This is a genomic window from Streptomyces recifensis (assembly GCF_002154615.1).
Lineage (GTDB): Bacteria > Actinomycetota > Actinomycetes > Streptomycetales > Streptomycetaceae > Streptomyces > Streptomyces griseoluteus.
On sequence record NZ_MUNH01000570.1, the window covers coordinates 1 to 15636 of the forward strand.

At 71.8% G+C, this 15636-nt stretch carries 13 protein-coding genes; 3 read left to right on the forward strand and 10 right to left on the reverse strand.

Going from position 1 to position 15636, the window contains the following annotated elements:
* The 10 genes from CCN33_RS26125 to CCN33_RS26170 all read right to left on the reverse strand — a co-directional run.
* Positions 1 to 611: ADP-ribosylglycohydrolase family protein (locus CCN33_RS26125; RefSeq protein WP_140394682.1), on the reverse strand; the 611-nt coding region annotated here is incomplete at its 3' end.
* A 116-nt stretch (positions 612 to 727) separates the two neighbouring features.
* Positions 728 to 1789 carry a pseudouridine synthase gene (locus CCN33_RS26130; protein WP_031183243.1) on the reverse strand — a complete coding sequence of 354 codons (1062 nt, stop codon included), beginning with the start codon at positions 1787 to 1789 and terminating at the stop codon, positions 728 to 730.
* Positions 1749 to 2369 (reverse strand): SMC-Scp complex subunit ScpB, encoded by a 621-nt coding sequence (gene scpB / locus CCN33_RS26135; RefSeq protein WP_229918954.1) that lies wholly within the window; start codon positions 2367 to 2369, stop codon positions 1749 to 1751. Before scpB ends, CCN33_RS26130 begins: the two co-directional genes overlap by 41 nt.
* Before the next feature lie 65 nt (positions 2370 to 2434).
* Complete coding sequence (locus CCN33_RS26140; RefSeq protein WP_086695922.1) at positions 2435 to 3367, reverse strand: segregation and condensation protein A; 933 nt, start codon at positions 3365 to 3367, stop codon at positions 2435 to 2437.
* 264 nt (positions 3368 to 3631) lie between these two features.
* Positions 3632 to 4180: a hypothetical protein gene (locus CCN33_RS26145; RefSeq protein ID WP_086695923.1), complete on the reverse strand. Its 549-nt coding sequence runs from the start codon at positions 4178 to 4180 to the stop codon at positions 3632 to 3634.
* A complete protein-coding gene (locus CCN33_RS26150) occupies positions 4165 to 5157 on the reverse strand; it encodes a ParA family protein (protein ID WP_381072978.1) in 993 nt (330 codons plus the stop codon). The genes CCN33_RS26145 and CCN33_RS26150 overlap by 16 nt, the downstream gene beginning before the upstream one ends.
* 555 nt (positions 5158 to 5712) lie before the next feature.
* Positions 5713 to 6828, reverse strand: coding sequence for an alanine dehydrogenase (gene ald / locus CCN33_RS26155; protein ID WP_167387953.1), 1116 nt, complete (start codon positions 6826 to 6828; stop codon positions 5713 to 5715).
* Positions 6829 to 6976: 148 nt separating this feature from the next.
* Positions 6977 to 9055 carry a tetratricopeptide repeat protein gene (locus CCN33_RS26160; RefSeq protein WP_086695925.1) on the reverse strand — a complete coding sequence of 693 codons (2079 nt, stop codon included), beginning with the start codon at positions 9053 to 9055 and terminating at the stop codon, positions 6977 to 6979.
* A gap of 198 nt (positions 9056 to 9253) precedes the next feature.
* Positions 9254 to 9880 (reverse strand): NUDIX domain-containing protein, encoded by a 627-nt coding sequence (locus CCN33_RS26165; protein ID WP_086695926.1) that lies wholly within the window; start codon positions 9878 to 9880, stop codon positions 9254 to 9256.
* Between the two features lie 85 nt (positions 9881 to 9965).
* Entirely contained in the window at positions 9966 to 11633 is a 1668-nt protein-coding gene (locus CCN33_RS26170) for a CTP synthase (protein WP_086695927.1), read from the reverse strand.
* 554 nt (positions 11634 to 12187) lie between these two features.
* Here CCN33_RS26170 and CCN33_RS26175 point away from each other — a divergent pair.
* The 3 genes from CCN33_RS26175 to CCN33_RS33685 form a co-directional block, all read left to right on the forward strand.
* The gene (locus CCN33_RS26175) at positions 12188 to 13990 is read left to right on the forward strand and encodes a glycoside hydrolase family 15 protein (protein WP_086695928.1); all 1803 of its coding nucleotides are present in this window, start codon (positions 12188 to 12190) and stop codon (positions 13988 to 13990) included.
* Positions 13991 to 14040: 50 nt separating this feature from the next.
* A complete protein-coding gene (locus tag CCN33_RS26180) occupies positions 14041 to 15423 on the forward strand; it encodes an FAD-binding oxidoreductase (protein ID WP_086695929.1) in 1383 nt (460 codons plus the stop codon).
* 51 nt (positions 15424 to 15474) lie between these two features.
* The coding region (locus CCN33_RS33685; RefSeq protein WP_167387952.1) for a PucR family transcriptional regulator ligand-binding domain-containing protein at positions 15475 to 15636 on the forward strand (162 nt) is incomplete at its 3' end.

Below are 15636 nucleotides of genomic sequence, written 5' to 3' on the forward strand. Positions count from 1 at the left end.
CGGTTGTCGAGTGCGTACGAGCGCAGCCGGCCGACGAGCCCCGAAGGGTCCGTGCCCTGGGGCAGCAGACACACCGCGTGCGCGGTGAGGTCGGAGGCGGCCAGCGCGGTGGGGTGGCCGTGGGTGGGGCCGGACTGCAACTGGGCGGCGCCCGCCCGCTGTTCACCGGTCAGGCCGGGAGCGAGGCCGAGCGGGGCGACCCGCATGTTGGCGCCGCACCCCTTGGAATGGACCTGACTGGCCTCCTGCCACTCCCGCCCCTCCTCCTTCAGCAGGGCGCAGGCGGTGAGGCAGGTACGGCCGGGGGCGCGGTTGTTCTCCGGGGACTGGTACCAGTCGACGAACTCCTCGCGCAGCGGCCGCTGCAGCCGCTTCGGCGCGAGCCACCCCCGGCCCATGGCGGTACGGAGCGCGCGTCCGAGCGCGAGGGTCATCTGCGTGTCGTCGGAGACGAAGGCGCGGCCCGGCAGCTCCATCTCCCGCCAGGGTCCGCACTTGGCGAGGATGGACGGCACGTCGTCGAACTCGGTGGGGAAGCCCAGCGCGTCACCGAGGGCGAGTCCGAGCAGGGAACCGGCGGCGGCACGCTTTCCCGCGGGCGTGGTGGTCATGGGTCACGTCCTTCCGGCGCCCATGACCCGGCCCCCGTTGGTCCGGCCGCATGGCCACCCGACTAATCGTCAGGTTGACCATAAAGCCGGACCGTCACGGGCGGCAAGACCCCTTCCTAGAGGTCGACTTCCTTCATCAGCATGCCGACCTCGGTGTTGGACAGGCGGCGCAGCCAGCCCGACTTCTGGTCGCCGAGGGTGATGGGGCCGAAGGAGACGCGGACCAGCTTGTCGACGGGGAAGCCCGCCTCGGCCAGCATGCGGCGCACGATGTGCTTGCGGCCCTCGTGCAGGGTCACCTCGACCAGGTAGTTCTTGCCGGTCTGCTCGACCACGCGGAAGTGGTCCGCGCGGGCCCAGCCGTCCTCGAGCTGGATGCCGTCCTTCAGCCGCTTGCCCAGGTCGCGCGGGATCGGGCCGACGATGTGCGCGAGGTACGTCTTGCGCACGCCGTACTTGGGGTGGGTGAGACGGTGGGCCAGCTCGCCGTGGTTGGTGAGCAGGATGACGCCCTCGGTCTCCGTGTCGAGCCGGCCCACGTGGAAGAGCCGGGTCTCGCGGTTGGTGACGTAGTCGCCGAGGCACTGGCGGCCCTCGGGGTCCTCCATCGTGGAGACCACACCGGCGGGCTTGTTCAGCGAGAAGAACTGGTACGACTGGGTGGCGACGGTCAGGCCGTCGACCTTGACCTCGTCCTTCTCCGGGTCGACCCGGCGGCCCTGCTCCAGCACGATCTCGCCGTTGATCTCGACGCGGGCCTGCTCGATCAGCTCCTCGCAGGCGCGCCGCGAGCCGTAGCCCGCACGGGCGAGCACCTTCTGCAGCCGCTCGCCGTCCTGCTCGGCGCCGGGGAAGGTCTTGGGCAGCTTGACGTCCTTCTTGCCCTCGTACCGCTCCCGGTTGCGCTCCTCGGCCCGCGTCTCGAACTCGCGCGAGCGGCCGGGCGCCGTGCGGCCGCGCCCCGCCTGCTGGGACTGCTTGGGGCCGCCCTTGGCGCCGCCGCGCGCCGCGCCGCCACGGCCGGACTTCGGGCCGTCCTTCGTGGCGCCGGGTCCGACGTCGTAGCGGCGCTCCTCCGGACGGGGCTTGCTGGGGCGGCCCTGCCCCTTGCGCTCGTCCCGGTCGTTGCCGCGGGGGTTACCGCGTCCGCTGTTCCTGCCGCTGCCGCTGCTTCGCATCAAGGTTTCCGTCGTAGTCGTCTGCGTCCTGACCACCGGCCGCGTCGGGCGCGTCCGGGTCGAACGACGGGACTCCCTCCTGGGTCTCCGCCTCGATCGCCTCCGCCTCGGGGAGGAAGGGCGCGAGTTCCGGAAGCTCGTCCAAGCCGCGCAGGCCCATCCGCTCCAGGAAATAGTTCGTCGTCACGTACAGGATCGCACCTGTTTCGGGTTCCGTGCCCGCCTCGGCCACCAGACCCCGCTGGAGCAGGGTCCGCATCACCCCGTCGCAGTTGACCCCGCGTACGGCGGAGACCCGGCTGCGGCCGACCGGCTGGCGGTACGCGACGACCGCCAGGGTCTCCAGCGCCGCCTGGGTGAGCCGGGCCGTCTGGCCCTCCAGCGCCAGGCGTTCCACTGCGGGGGCGTAGGCGGGGCGGGTGTAGAAGCGCCAGCCGCCCGCGACGAAGCGCAGCTCGAAGCCGCGGCCCTGGGCGGTGTAGTCGTCGGCCAGTTCGCGCAGCGCCTCGGCGATCCGGCGCCGGGGCCGCTGGAGGACCCGCGCCAGGTGTTCCTCGGTCGCGGGCTCGTCCACGACCATCAGGACGGCCTCCAGCGCGGGCTTGAGGTCGAGGGCGGCGACGCGGTCGTCCGGGGCCTGGTGGTTCACGTCTTCTGCTCCCCGGTGGTCTGGTCGGGCTTCACGGGCCGGTCGAACTCGTCGGTGACCGCCGGCGCCGCCGTCTCCCCGCCGGTCCAGCGGACCAGCAGGGTGCCGAGCGCGGTCTCCTGCTCCAGGGCGACCGCCTTCTCCCGGTACAGCTCCAGCAGCGCGAGGAAGCGGGCGACGACGGTGAGGGTGTCGTCGGTGTCGGCCACCAGCTCCTGGAAGTCAACCTCGCCGGCCTCGCGCAGCCGGGCCACCACGACCCGGGCCTGCTCCTGGACGCTGACCAGCGGGGCGTGGATGTGGTCGACGTACACCTGCGGCCTGGCCTTCGGCTGCATGGCCTTCACCGCGAGCCGGGCGAACCCTTCGGGTCCGATGCTGATGACGACCTCGGGCAGCAGCTCGGCGTGCTCCGGCTCCAGGCCGACGGTACGGGGGTAGCGGCGGCCCTCGTCGTCCAGCCGCTCGTTGAAGAGGTCCGCGATCCGCTTGTAGGCCCGGTACTGCAGGAGCCGGGCGAAGAGCAGGTCCCGCGCCTCCAGCAGGGCGAGGTCGGCCTCGTCCTCGACCTGGGCGGCGGGCAGCAGCCGGGCGGCCTTGAGGTCGAGCAGGGTGGCGGCGACGACCAGGAACTCGGTGGTGCGGTCCAGGTCCCAGTCGGGCCCCATGGCCCGGATGTGCGCCATGAACTCGTCGGTGACCCTGGACAGCGCGATCTCGGTGACGTCCAGCTTGTGCTTGGTGATGAGCTGGAGCAGCAGGTCGAAGGGACCCTCGAAGTTGTCCAGCCGCACCTTGAAGACGCCGTCGGGCGCCGAAGCCTCGGGCGCGGGCGTCCCGGGCGCCGGGGCCGGGTCCGGAGGTGCGGTGTCCGGGCCCCGGCCCAGCGGGCGTCTCGGGCCGGTCGTGGCGGTGCGGTGCGCGTTCATGGGGGTCGCAGGCTATCGGTCGGGCGGTGGGAAGCCGGGCTAGGGCCTTTCTTCCGGATCAGGCCGGCCCGGGCCGACGGCGCCATTTCGGCTGGCCCGAGCGGGGTCTGGTGCGTGCAGCTGCAAGGCGGAGGAGGGAGTCGACGCGGAGCGGTGGGGGTCCCCCCTGCTCGAGCGGGGCCGAGAGCTCGGGGGAGAGTGACGACAACGCCGCAGATGTGCGTGCCAGACCCCGCGACCCCGGCAAGATCCGGAAGACAGGCCCTAGCGGCCCCGCAGCCGCCGTACCAGGATGCTGGCTTCCCCGCGGGACTCCAGGTCGGCGAGGACCACGGCGACCGCCTCGCGGACGATGCGGCCGCGGTCGACGGCGAGGCCGTGCTCGCCGCGCAGGACCAGCCGGGCGTGCTCGAGGTCCATCAGTTCCTCGGCCGAGACGTAGACGGTGATCTTCTCGTCGTGGCGCTCGCGCCCGCTGGGCCGCCGGGCGGCCGCACGGCCGCGCTTGCGGGGCTGCTCGCCGGAGCCGTCCGGCTCGCTCTGCCGCCGGGCGGGCCGGATACGGGACTCGCCGGACCCGTCGGGTTCCGGGCCGACCGCGGCGGTGTGTTCGGCGCCCTCGCCGTCACCGCCCTGCGCGGGCACCCCCTGCGGCGCGTCCTGCGCCACGGCGGCCGGGTCGCTCTCCCCCGCCGGCGCGGGGACCCGCGCCTCCGGGCCCGGCCCGCGCCGGGGCGAGGAGGACTGGAGCCCCATCCCCCCTGTCGTGCGGAACAGTTCGTCGGCTCCGGGCAGACTCACTCGGCGTGACACCGGGCGAGCACCTCCCTGGCGAGCTGACGGTAGGCGGCGGCACCGACGGAGTTGGAGGCGTACGTGGTGATGGGCTCACCGGCGACCGTGGTCTCCGGGAAGCGGACCGTACGCCCGATGACCGTGTGGTAGACGTGGTCGTCGAACGCCTCGACCACCCGCGCCAGCACCTCGCGGCTGTGCACGGTGCGCGAGTCGTACATCGTGGCCAGGATGCCGTCCAGCTCCAGCTCAGGGTTGAGCCGCTCCTGGACCTTCTCGATGGTCTCGGTCAGCAGGGCCACACCGCGCAGCGCGAAGAACTCGCACTCCAGCGGCACGATCACCTTGTGCGCGGCGGTCAGCGCGTTGACGGTGAGCAGGCCCAGCGAGGGCTGACAGTCGATCACGATGTAGTCGTAGTCGTCCATCAGCGGCTTCAGGGCGCGCTGGAGCGTGGACTCGCGCGCGACCTCGGAGACCAGCTGGACCTCGGCGGCCGACAGGTCGATGTTGGAGGGCAGCAGGTCCATGTTCGGGACCGCCGTCTTCAGCAGCACCTCGTCGGCCGACATGCCCCGCTCCATGAGCAGGTTGTAGACGGTGAGGTCCAGCTCCATCGGGTTGACGCCGAGACCCACCGATAGCGCGCCCTGCGGGTCGAAGTCCACGAGCAGCACGCGCCGTCCGTACTCCGCGAGCGCCGCGCCCAGGTTGATGGTCGACGTGGTCTTGCCGACGCCGCCCTTCTGGTTGCACATGGCGATGATCTTCGCGGGGCCGTGGTCGGTCAGCGGGCCCGGGATCGGGAAGTACGGCAGCGGGCGCCCGGTCGGGCCGACGCGCTCACGGCGCTGGCGGGCCGCGTCGGGCGCGAGGGTGGCCGCGTACTCCGGATCGGGCTCGTACTCGGCGTCGGGGTCGTAGAAGTGCCCCTCGGGCAGTTCGTCGTAGTCGGCGAAGTGGTTGCGGGGCGCGCCACTTCCGTCGCCGGCCATGGCGTTCACGTGTTGGCCATCCATGCTCTGGTGTGCTCTCCGGGCCGTCTGCGGTACCGGACTCTGGTGGGCTGCGAAGGTGCGCACCGCGACGGAGCCGACGGCCTCGTGCCCCTCGGGACCCTGGCCCTCTCCGCGCAATCCTGGTCGACCACCTCCGGGAGAAAATGTCGACTCATTCACAAGTCGTCTTACCTCCTTGGTGACCAGGAAACTTCTAGACAAGGTCAGCGTGGCACCATGCCGACGGTTGGCGACTCTATGGCGTGTCGGCGGTCCGCAGCAACACAATCCGCCGGACCCGGCACGATGTGTCGACAATGAAACATCCCGCTGTCAAGGGCGTACAGCCGTCGCACAGCAGGTTTCACCGGTGTGCGAATCGGTCCAAGCGTTACGTTCGAGGCGAGTTGACCTAGCGTCGCAAAGTGACCATACACACATCCGGCCGGACCTTGTCGGGCAAGGTCCGGCCGGGTTCGCGGTGTTGACGATCCATGTTGACGAATCGCCTTTTCCACGCGGGCGACTTGGTGCTTCGCCGTCGCCTGGAGGTCAGCCGATCAGGGTCTCGATCGCCACGTGCTCCAGGCCGTGTGCCTCGGCGACCTCCTTGTAGACGACCTTGCCGTCATGGGTGTTGAGGCCGCGGGCGAGCGCCTCGTCCCGGCGCAGCGCCTCGACCCAGCCGTTGTTGGCGAGCGAGACGATGTACGGGAGCGTGGCGTTGGTGAGCGCGTTGGTGGAGGTGTTGGGCACCGCGCCGGGCATGTTGGCGACGCAGTAGAAGACCGAGTTGTGCACCCGGAAGGTCGGCTCGGCGTGCGTGGTGGGACGGGAGTCCTCGAAGCAGCCGCCCTGGTCGATGGCGATGTCGACAAGGACACTTCCGGGCTTCATCCGCGACACCAGCTCGTTGGTGACCAGCTTCGGGGCCTTGGCGCCCGGGATGAGGACGGCACCGATGACGAGGTCCGCGTCGAGGACGGCCTTCTCCAGCTCGAAGGCGTTGGACATGATCGCCTTGACCTTGCTCCCGAAGATCCGGTCGGCCTCGCGCAGCTTGTTGATGTCACGGTCCAGCAGGGTGACCTCGAAGCCCATGCCGACGGCGATCTGGGTGGCGTTCCAGCCGGAGACACCGCCGCCGATGACGACGGCCTTGGCCGGGGTCACGCCCGGCACGCCGCCGGGGAGCACACCGCGGCCGCCGGCCGGGCGCATCAGGTGGTAGGCGCCGACCTGCGGGGCGAGCCGGCCCGCGACCTCGGACATCGGGGCGAGCAGCGGCAGCGCGCGGTTCGCCAGCTCGACGGTCTCGTACGCGATCGCCGTGGTGCCGGACTCCAGCAGCGCGTCGGTGCACTCGCGGGAGGCGGCCAGGTGCAGGTAGGTGAAGAGGATCTGGTCCTTGCGCAGGCGGTGGTACTCCTCCGCGACCGGCTCCTTGACCTTCAGCACCAGGTCGGCGTCGGCCCACACCTGGTCGGCGGAGTCGAGGATGCCGGCGCCGGCGGCGATGTACTCCTCGTCCGTGATCGAGGAGCCGAGGCCGGCGCCCCGCTCGATGACGACCTGGTGGCCGTTACGCACCAGCTCGTGCACGCCGGCCGGGGTGATGGCCACCCGGAACTCGTTGTTCTTGACCTCGCGGGGGATGCCGACCTTCACGTCGATCACGGTCCTTGGCTCAGGGGGTATGGGGGGTGCGCTGAAAGACATACCCGGGCGTGCCGGGGCACACCGGGAGACACCGCAGGAGAACGTGCGGCAGAGCCAGTCTAATGAAGGCGTTCCGCGTGTCTAGCCTTCCATTGCATCAATCTTCATTGGATGCACTACGGATTTCGCAGGCACCCGCGGGGTGGGGGTTCGATTCCCCTGGCTCTCCGTGGGCGGCGGTCCCGGTGGCCGCCTCCTCTTCCAGCATGCGCTCGGCCGCCGCGCGGTGCAGTCGGGCGGCCGTGAGGTCGCCGAGCCGGTCCAGGGTGTCGGCCAGCCGCAACTGCAACGCGGCCAGCAGCCGGGCGTCCTCCGCGCGCCGTGCCCACTCCACCGCCTCCTGGCAGGTGCGCAGGCACTCCTCGGGCCGCCCGGCGTACTCCTGGACACGGGCCAGCTCGCTCAGGGCGCGGGCGTGGGCCGCGATGTCGCCCTCCTTGCGGTACCCGGCGAGCGCCGCCCGCCAGTTGCGCTGCGCCTCGCCGTACCGGCCCGCGTAGGTGTGGGCGGTGGCGATACGGCCGTAGAGCCGGGCGGCCTCGGCGCGCTCGCCGCGGGCGAGGCGCTGGGAGAGGGCGCGGCCGAACCAGTCCGCGGCCCGGTCGTGGTCGCCCAGCTCCTGGTGGGCGCCGCCTACGGATTCCATCGCGCGGCCGGTGGCGTAGGGGTCGTTCGCCTCCCGTCCGGCGTCCAGCGCGGCGCGGTAGCGGGCCAGCGCGGCGCGGGTACGGCCGGTCTGGGCGTCCACGTCGCCGAGGTTCAGCAGGGCGGCGGCCTTCTCGCGGGGCAGTCCGCGCCGGTCGGCGACATCGAGGACCAGGCCGTGGATGCCGTACAGGTCGGGGGCGGCGGCCCGGGTGCCGAAGTGGGCGACCATGGCGCGCACGAGCTGGGACATCAGACGGCGGGCCAGGGTGTCCAGCTCGCCGTCGGCCACCGCGAGCCGGGCGGCGGCCAGCAGTGCCGGGCGCCGGGCGGTGAGCCAGGCGGCGGCCGCGGCGGGGGTCGGGAAGCGCAGCGGCGCCGGGATCGCCTGGAGCTTCTCCTGGGCCTGGGGGCTGTCGGTCTCGGTGGCGGCGCGGCAGGACTGAAGGAGGCGTACGTCCCGCTCCAGCAGCCGGGCGCGGGCCAACTGGAGTTCGGCGGGGCGCTCGCCCGCCTCGGCGAGCGCGCGCAGCAGGGGGTGCAGGCAGCCGGGGATGTCGTACTCGGGCAGTGGGCCGGCGGCCGGGCGGAGCAGGCCGAGGGCGGCGAGTTCCCGCAGTACGGTCTGCGCGGTCTTGACCGAGCAGCCGGCCAGTGCGGAGGCGGACTGCGCGTCGACGGTGCCGGCCGGGGCCTGGGAGAGCAGGCGCAGGGTCCGGGCGGTTGCGGCGGGCAGTCCGTCGTGGACGAGCCGGAGGAGGCGGGCCAGGGTGGGGGCCTCGTCGGGGTCGCTGTGCAGCCGCTTGGCCAGGTCGGAGACGGCCGTCTGGGGGCGGGCGGCGAGCCAGCCGCCGGCCAGGGTGAGGGCGGCGGGCTGTCCCTCGCAGATCTCGGCGAGGCTCTCGGCGGAGCGCGGATCGACGGTGACGCGGACCGAGCCGGTGTACCGGGTGAGCAGTTCCACCGCCGACTTGGTGTCCAGGCCCCCCAGGGTGCAGGGGCGGACGTCGGAGATCCCGGTGAGGGGGCCGCGGGAGACGGCGACCACCAGGCAGTCGGGGGCGTCCGGGATGAGGGCGTCGACCTGTTCGGCCCCGCCTGCGTCGTCCAGCAGGAGCAGGGCGCGCCGGTCGGCGAGGGCGGTGCGCAACGCCTCGGTCAGCTCGTCCTCGGCGGCGCCGGCGGGGGCCGGGGCACCGAGCGCGCCGAGCAGCTCGCGGGCGGCGCGTTCCACGGGTACGGGGGTGCCGTCCGGGTCACCGAGACGGGTCCGGAACACTCCGTCGGGGTAACGCTGCGCGACCTGGCGGACGAACTCCTCGGCGAGCGCGGTCCGGCCGGAGCCGGGGCGCCCGGCGATGAGGAGGACCCGGGCGCGGGGTGCCTTGCGGCCGGCGAGGGTGTCCAGGCCGGTGCGCTCGATGTCGGCCCTGAGCTCCTTCAACTCCCGTGTGCGCCCGAGGAAATGACCCTCCGGGGCCGGCGGCTCCGACAGCCGCGCCTCATCCTGGTCCACCGCCTGATCCGTCACGGGCCACGCTCCCGTCCCACCGCACGCGCAAAGCCCGCCGGTTCTTCCGGTGCGGGCGTTTTCCAGAGCCTAGTTCACGCTCTGCGACGTCCCCGGTGGAGCGCGGCGGACGGGTCCCCCGATCGGATCAGGCGATGGTCACACCATTGGAGTGCTGCTGGGGCACTGCGGTGGATCTTGGCCGGATTCAGCAGGAGGTCAGGACGCGAAGGGCCGCGCCGGCCACGGCGCGTCGGCCGGGCGCAGGCTGTCCAGCCCGTCCCCGGCGCGGGCGGCGGCCAGCGACAGGACGCCGACGACCAGGCAGTTGTTGTGCAGGTCCCCGGCCAGCACCAGCCGCACCAGCTCGTCCAGGGGCACGCGCGCGTGTTCCATGTCCGTCTCCTCGTGCTCCGGGACGAAGCGCTCGCCCTGGGCCTCGGAGATGTCGCGGGCGAGGAAGATCCGCACCGCCTCGTCGCAGCCGCCGGGGCTGGTGTAGACGTCGGTCAGCACCCGCCAGTCCTCGGCCTTGACGTGCGCCTCCTCGTACAGCTCGCGCTGGGCGGCGTGCAGCGGGTTCTCGCCGGGCACGTCGAGCAGCCCGGCCGGGATCTCCCAGAGCTTGTGGCGTACGGGGTGGCGGTACTGGCTGATGAGCAGGACCCGGTCCTCCTCGTCCAGGGCGAGGACGGCGACCGAGCCGGGGTGGACCTGGTAGTCGCGGCGGACCACCGAGCCGTCGGGCATGACCACGTCGTCCGTGCGGACGGCGGTCTTGTTGCCCCTGAACGGGGTCGCGCTGTCGCGGATCTCCCACTCCTCGGGGGTGTCCTTGATGGTCATGCCCTGTACCTCCACGTGCGCAAAAGAAAACCGGGGTGCGCACCCTTTGAAGGTTCGCACCCCGGCCACCGTAACAACTGGTGTGTTACTTGGAGTTCTTCGGCTTGCCCGCCGTCTTGCGCTCGACGGAAGCCTTCACCAGGCCCGCAAACAGCGGGTGCGGCCGGGTCGGCCGCGAGCGCAGCTCGGGGTGCGCCTGGGTGGCGACGAGATAGGGGTGGACCTCACGCGGGTACTCCACGTACTCGACGAGCTTGCCGTCGGGCGAGGTGCCCGAGAAGACGATGCCCGCCTTCTTCTCCAGCTCGGCGCGGTAGGAGTTGTTGACCTCGTAGCGGTGGCGGTGCCGCTCCTCGACGTACTCCTTGCCGTCGTAGACCTCGCGGACGATGGAGCCCTCGGCCAGCTTGGCCGGGTACATGCCGAGCCGCATGGTGCCGCCCATGTCACCCTCACCGGCGACGATGTCCATCTGCTCGGCCATGGTGGAGATGACCGGGTGGGAGGTGGCCGGGTCGAACTCGGTGGAGTTGGCGTCCGGGATGTCCGCCAGGTTCCGCGCGGCCTCGACCACGATGCACTGCAGGCCCAGGCAGAGGCCGAGCAGCGGGATCTTGTTCTCGCGGGCGTAGCGGATGGCGCCGACCTTGCCGAGCACACCGCGGTCGCCGAAGCCGCCGGGGATGCAGATGCCGTCCACGTCGCCGAGGGCGGCGGCGGCACCGGCCGGGGTCTTGCAGTCGTCGGAGGTGACCCACTTGATCTTGACGCGGGCGCGGTTGGCGAAGCCGCCGGCGCGCAGCGCCTCGGTGACCGACAGATAGGCGTCGGGCAGGTCGATGTACTTGCCGACCAGGGCGAGGGTGATCTCGTGGTCCGGCTTGTGCACACGGTCCAGCAGGTCGTCCCAGGTGGTCCAGTCCACGTCCCGGAAGGGCAGGTCCAGCTTGCGGACCACGTAGGCGTCCAGGCCCTCGCCGTGGATGGTCTTCGGGATGTCGTAGATGGAGCGGGCGTCGGGACAGGCCACGACGGCGTCCTCGTCCACGTCGCACATCAGCGAGATCTTGCGCTTGATGGCGGTGGGGACCTCGCGGTCGCAGCGCAGCACGATCGCGTCGGGCTGGATGCCGATGTTGCGCAGCGCGGCGACGGAGTGCTGGGTCGGCTTGGTCTTCAGCTCGCCGGAGGGACCGATGTAGGGCAGCAGCGAGATGTGGACGACGAAGACGTTGTCCCGGCCGACCTCGTGGCGGACCTGGCGGACGGTCTCCAGGAACGGCAGCGACTCGATGTCGCCCACGGTGCCGCCGACCTCGGTGATGACGACGTCCACCTCGTCGGTGGCCATGCGCCGGATGCGGTGCTTGATCTCGTTGGTGATGTGCGGGATGACCTGCACGGTGTCGCCCAGGTACTCGCCGCGCCGCTCCTTGGCGATCACGGTGGAGTAGACCTGGCCGGTGGTGACGTTGGCCGAGCCGTCGAGGTCACGGTCGAGGAAGCGCTCGTAGTGGCCGATGTCCAGGTCGGTCTCGGCGCCGTCGTTGGTGACGAACACCTCACCGTGCTGGAAGGGGTTCATCGTGCCGGGGTCGACGTTCAGGTACGGGTCGAGCTTCTGCATCACGACGCGCAGGCCGCGAGCCTTGAGCAGCATGCCCAGGCTGGAGGCGGTGAGGCCCTTGCCGAGCGAGGAGGCGACACCCCCGGTGACGAAGATGTGCTTGGTCGTCGTAGATTTCGGCGGCATGGCCAAGAGGGGGCTCCCGTGGTCGCTGTCTGTGATGCGGTGCGGTCGCCGGCCCGGAGAATCTGGTGTTCCTCGCGGTGGCGTCGTCGCTGCGGTTCGGGGGTTTTGGGGCCCACCGGTCCACGGGCTACCAGGGTATCAGCGCCTGGAGGAGTCGGCGTCCGGCCACGCTCCGCACACGGCCGGGAGGGCTGGTGTGACCAGGCACCGGACACGCGGGCGGCCGTCACGAGGTTCTCACCCCGCAGTCACTCGCTCGGCCCATACGGGTTGCCCCGAGCGGCGCGCGGATCATCCGGGTGCGTCGTATCCTGCTCGGACACTCGCTGCCGAGCGCGGCCGGGATGACGGCACACCCCCGCCTCCAGCATCCCCGCCACTGGCATGTGGAACATGGAGAGCGCGGCAGTTCGTTGAGCATGGACCGCCGTTTTGCCTCAGGGCTCGGCGGGCTGCTTTGCTTCACCGCTCAACGTATGACAACCACCCCTTGACCGCACCAAGCGACTGCCCCCTCGTGCGGGGGTGACGTGGCCGTTCGACTGGAGTTGCACGTGGCCGGGCGCATCGAAGATTACGCACTCATCGGAGACATGCAGACCGCTGCCCTGGTCTGCCGGGACGGCACGGTGGACTGGCTGTGCCTGCCACGCTTCGACTCGCACGCCATCTTCGCCGGCCTGCTCGGCACCGAGGAGCACGGTTTCTGGCGGCTCGGCCCGGCGTACGCGGCGGACTCGCCCCCGCCCACGGCGGCCCGGCGGAGCTACCGGGGCGACTCGCTGATCCTGGAGTCGGAGTGGGACACCCCCCGCGGCACCGTGCGGGTGACGGATTTCATGCCCCCGCGTGACGGCGCCCCGCAGCTCATCCGGATCGTGGAGGGGCTCAGCGGCGAGGTGCCGATGCGCTCGGAGCTGCGCATGCGGTTCTCCTACGGCCGTGTGGTGCCGTGGGTGCACAAGTACGACAACCGGACGGTCGCCGTCGCGGGTCCCGACTCGGTGTGGTTCGACACCGAGGCGGACACCTACGGCAAGGACCTGACGACGTACTCCGACTTCACCGTCTCCGCCGGTGAGCGGGTGGCGTTCACCATCTCCTGGCAGCCCTCGCACAAGGAGGCGCCGCCGCTGCCCGAGCCGGAGCAGGCGCTCCGGGCGACGGAGGAGTTCTGGCGCGACTGGGTCGAGCAGTGCACGTACCACGGCCCCTACCGTGAGGCCGTGATCCGTTCGCTGATCACGCTGAAGGCGCTCACCTACGCCCCCACTGGCGGCATCGTGGCCGCGCCGACCACCTCCCTGCCGGAGGACGTCGGGGGCGTGCGCAACTGGGACTACCGCTACACCTGGCTGCGGGACGCCGCGATCACCCTGTCCTCGCTGCTGCGCACCGGCTACCGCGACGAGGCCCGCGCCTGGCGCGAGTGGCTGCTGCGGGCGGTCGCGGGCGACCCGGAGAACCTCCAGATCATGTACGGCATCGCCGGTGAGCGTGAGCTGGGCGAGGCCGAGCTGGACTGGCTGCCGGGATACGAGCACTCCCGCCCGGTCCGGGTCGGCAACGGCGCCGCCGACCAGCTCCAGCTCGACGTGTACGGCGAGGTCATCGAGGCGCTCCACCTGGGCCACATGACGGGGCTCGCCCGCAACGACTACGCCTCGGTGCTCCAGCTCAAGCTGATCCGCTACCTCGAGGACCACTGGCAGGAGCCGGACGAGGGCATCTGGGAGGTGCGCGGGCCGCGCCGCCAGTTCGTGCACTCCAAGGTGATGGCCTGGGTCGCCGTGGACCGCACGATCAAGCTGATCGAGTCCGGGGACGCGGAGGGCCCGCTGGAGCGCTGGAAGGAACTGCGCGACGACATCCACCGCGAGGTCTGCGAGAAGGGCTACGACCCGGAGCGCAACACCTTCACCCAGTACTACGGCTCCAAGGAACTGGACGCCTCCCTGCTGCTGATCCCGCAGATGGGCTTCCTGCCGCCGGACGACAAGCGGGTCATCGGCACCATCGAGGCGATCCAGCGCGAGCTGTCCACCTCCGACGGGTTCATCCTGCGCTACCCGACCGACGGCGAGGACGCGGGTGTGGACGGCCTCCCCGGTGACGAGGGCGCCTTCCTGGCCTGCTCGTTCTGGATGGCGGACGACCTGGCGATGATCGGCCGGGTGGACGAGGCCCGCAAGCTGTTCGAGAAGCTGCTCGACCTGCGCAACGACCTCGGTCTCCTCGCCGAGGAGTGGGACCCCCGCCTCCAGCGCCAGGTCGGCAACTTCCCGCAGGCGTTCAGCCACGTCCCCCTGATCGACACCGCCCTGCGGCTGACGGCCTCCGGGGCGTACGGGGGCTGAACCCGCCTAGGGTGGGAAGCGGACCACTCCCGATGCGGAAGGGGGCGGCCATGGCTTCCCTCTCGAAGGCGGGCGCGGCGCTCACCGCGCTGCGTGAGGAGCTGACCGGCGAGGTGGTCGTGCCGGGCGACGCGGGATACGACGAGGCCCGTGCCGTCTTCAACGCGATGATCGACCGGCGGCCGTCCGTGATCGCCCAGTGCGCGGACGCCGCCGACGTGGTGCGCACGGTCCGCTTCGCCCGTGACCTGGATCTGCCCGTCGCCGTGCGCGGCGGCGGGCACAGCGTCGCGGGCAACGCCCTGGGCGACGGCGCGGTGGTGGTGGACCTGCGCCGGATGCACGGCGTGAGTGTCGACCCCGAGGCCCGCACTGTACGGATCGAGGGCGGGGCCACCATGAGCCACCTGGACCGGGCCTGCCGGCCGTACGGGCTGGCCACCACCGGCGGCCGGGCCTCCACCACCGGGGTCGGCGGGTTCGTGCTCGGCGGCGGCACCGGCTGGCTGGACCGTGCCTTCGGTCTCGCCGTGGACAACCTCCGGGGCGTGGAGCTGGTGACGGCCGACGCCGAGCAGGTGCGGGCCGGCCCCGAGGAGCACCCCGAGCTGTTCTGGGCCCTGCACGGCGGGGGCGGCAACTTCGGCGTGGCCACCGCGCTCACCCTGGGCCTGCACGAGCTGCCCGAGTTCGCGGTCGCCCTGCTGCTGTACCTCCCTGAGCACGGTCCCCGGGCGGTGCGCGCCTTCCGCGAGGCGATCGACGCCGGCCCGGACCGGCTGAGCGGGGCGCTGCTGTACATCACCGGCCCGCCCGAGGAGTTCGTCCCCGAGGAGCTGGTGGGGCACCTGGTGTGCGGGGCGCTGGTGACGTACGCGGGCGGCGTGGAGGCGCTGCGCGGCCTGATCGGGCCGCTGCTGGCGCTGCCGGTGGCGGGCGGGCTGGTCGCCGAGCTGCCGTACGCGGACGTGCAGTGCATGATCGACGAGCCGGCCGGCCTGCGGAACCACTGGTCGGCCGAGTATCTGACCGGGCTGCCGGACGATCTGGTGGACGTCTACTGCTCGCTCGCGGAACGGATGCCGCTACCGACCGGCAGCAAACACATCCTCTTCCCGCAGGGCGGCGCCCTGGCGTCCGGTCCGCACGACTACCCGGTCCCCTACCGGGACGCCCCCTGGTCGGCGCATCCCTTCGCCATCTGGGCGGACCCGGCCGACGACGAGCGTGCCGTCTCCTGGGTGCGGGAGGTGCGCTCCGGGGTCGAGCCGTGGAGCACCGGCGACGTGTACCTGAACTTCATCGGCGACGAGGGTGCCGAGCGGGTCGGCGCGGGGCTGGGCGTGGGCAACGTGCTCCGGCTGGAGAAGGTGAAGCGGGCCTACGACCCGGACAACGTCTTCCGCTTCAACCACAACATCCGGCCGCTGTAGCCGTACCGCTCCGGCTGTTCCGTACGAGGTCAGGGGGGTAGCGTCCCGCGCATGAGCACAGAGGGTGGCGGGATCACCGTGCGGCGGGCGCTGGAGCTGCCCGGGCTGCGCGGCGGGCTGCCGGAGGTGGTGGCGGGCGAGGACCGGCTGGAGCGCGCGGTGCGCTGGGTGCACGCGGGCGAGGTCCCGCACATCGCCTCGCTGCTCAAGGGC